The 2,013-nt window shown below is 66.8% G+C and carries 2 protein-coding genes; both read right to left on the bottom strand.

The genetic code is table 11. From position 1 onward, the window contains the following. A partial coding sequence (locus VFX99_RS16205; protein WP_329667321.1) for a ParB/RepB/Spo0J family partition protein occupies positions 1–737 on the bottom strand: 737 nt, incomplete at its 3' end. Then, positions 737–1,714, bottom strand: a complete 978-nt coding sequence (locus VFX99_RS16200; protein ID WP_414684413.1) for a ParA family protein — start codon at positions 1,712–1,714, stop codon at positions 737–739. The genes VFX99_RS16200 and VFX99_RS16205, both read right to left, overlap by 1 nt. Positions 1,715–2,013: the final 299 nt, after the last annotated feature.

Genomic DNA, 2,013 nt, shown 5'->3' with positions numbered 1-2,013 from the left:
CCGGTATCCGGCAGCTTGGCGGCGGTCTCGGCCGCGCGCACCGAAAGATCTTCGTTGACGATCTTGTCCGCCAGACGCTGCATGGCGTCTTCGTCGTCGAGAGACAGGATCGCCCGCGCGTGACCGGCGGTCAGCACCCCGGCGGCGACCCGCTGCTGGACGGGCAGGGGCAGCTTCAGCAGGCGGATCGTGTTGCTGATCTGCGGCCGCGATCGTCCGATCCGCGTCGACAGCTCCTCCTGCGTGATGCCGAAGTCCGACAGGAGCTGCTGATAGGCCGAGGCTTCCTCGAGAGGGTTGAGCTCGGAGCGGTGAAGGTTCTCCAGCAGCGCGTCGCGCAGCAGGTGCTCGTCGGCCGTGTCGCGCACGACCGCCGGGATCGAGGTGAGCCCGGCCTCTCTGGCGGCACGTGTGCGCCGCTCGCCCATGATCAGCTCGAAGGTGCCGTCGCCGACGTCTCGGACCACCACCGGCTGCAGCACACCGAACTCGCGCACGCTGTGCACGAGCTCGGCCAGGTCGTCCGCGTCGAAGTGCGTGCGGGGCTGCCGGGGGTTGGGGACGATCGCGTGCGGGTCGATGTGCGCGAGATGCGCCCCGGGCACCTCGATGAGGTCTTCGGTGTCATCCGTGGGAACCCCGGGGAAGAAGACATCGACCGGACGCCCTTCCAGCGAGGGCTCGCTCGTCGGGATGAGGGCGCCGATCCCCCGCCCCAGGCCGGTTCGTTTGGCCATCAGGAGCCCCCTTCGTTTGCGGGTGCACTGGCATTCCCGTGGTCTTGCGCTTCGGCATCCGCGCTGTCTCGGCGGATCATCTCGACGGCGGCTTCGCGATACGCAACGGCGCCGGCAGAATGCCCATCGTAAGCGATCACGGTCTGGCCGAAGCTCGGCGCCTCGGAGACGCGGACCGAACGTGGGATCACGGTGCCGAGCACCTCGTCCGGAAAATGCTGACGCACCTCCTCGGCGACCTGCTGCGCGAGTTTCGTGCGTCCGTCGTACATGGTGAGCACGATCGTGGAGAGGCGCAGCCTCGGGTTGAGGTGCTTCTGGATCATCCGGACCGTACCGAGAAGCTGGCTCAGGCCCTCGAGGGCGTAATACTCGCACTGAATCGGGATCAACAGCTCGTGCGCGGCCGCAAATGCGTTGATCGTCAGCAGTCCCAGCGACGGGGGGCAATCGATCAGCACGAAATCCAGTCGCTGCTCGAGGTGGTCGAGATACTCGTCGAGAGCCGTACGCAGCCGGTGCTCCCGCGCCACCTGCGACACCAGCTCGATCTCGGCCCCGGCGAGGTGGATGGTGCTCGGAGCGCAGAACAGCGTCGTCGACTCTGGACTCGACTGGATGATCTCCGCGAGGGGGAGATCGTCGATCAGCACGTCGTAGATGCTCGGAATATCGGCGGTGTGCGGCACGCCCAGCGCCGTGGAGGCGTTTCCCTGCGGATCGAGGTCGATCACCAGCACCCGGGCGCCGACTGAGGCGAGCGCGGCGGCGATATTGACGGTGGTCGTCGTCTTTCCGACACCACCTTTTTGGTTCGACACCGTGATGACGCGGGTTCGACCGCTGAGTCGCACGGTGACGTCTTCCAACACTCGGCGACGGGCGGTCAGATCGGCCAATTCGCGGGCGATGGGGCTGTCGTCGAGCGAGAAGGATGTCGCAGATGCGGCGTCCTCGGGATGTTTCACGTGAAACAGCCTCCCTTTCGCGCGCCGACGGACATCGCGTTCCACTCTAGTCGCGGCATCGAACGCCTTCCGCCGAATCAAGGCTGGCGGTCGAGTCGCGGCGCAGCCCCGCGGCGGTCGAGTCGCGGCGCAGCCGCGTATCGAGACCACAGCGCACCCTCGCGGCGGTCGAGTAGCGGCGCAGCCGCGTATCGAGACCAGGGCAACCGCACATTGCTGGACGAACAACTGCGCGTGATCTCGACCCGCCTGCTCCGTCGGTGTCTTGTGAGGTTTCACGTGAAACGTCCGCGTCCAACTAGCGCGGT

This window comes from Microbacterium sp. (assembly GCF_036277215.1).
Classification (GTDB): Bacteria; Actinomycetota; Actinomycetes; order Actinomycetales; family Microbacteriaceae; genus Microbacterium.
The sequence above is the reverse complement of the archived record's forward strand: the minus strand, read 5'-3'. Positions and strand labels throughout refer to the sequence as shown.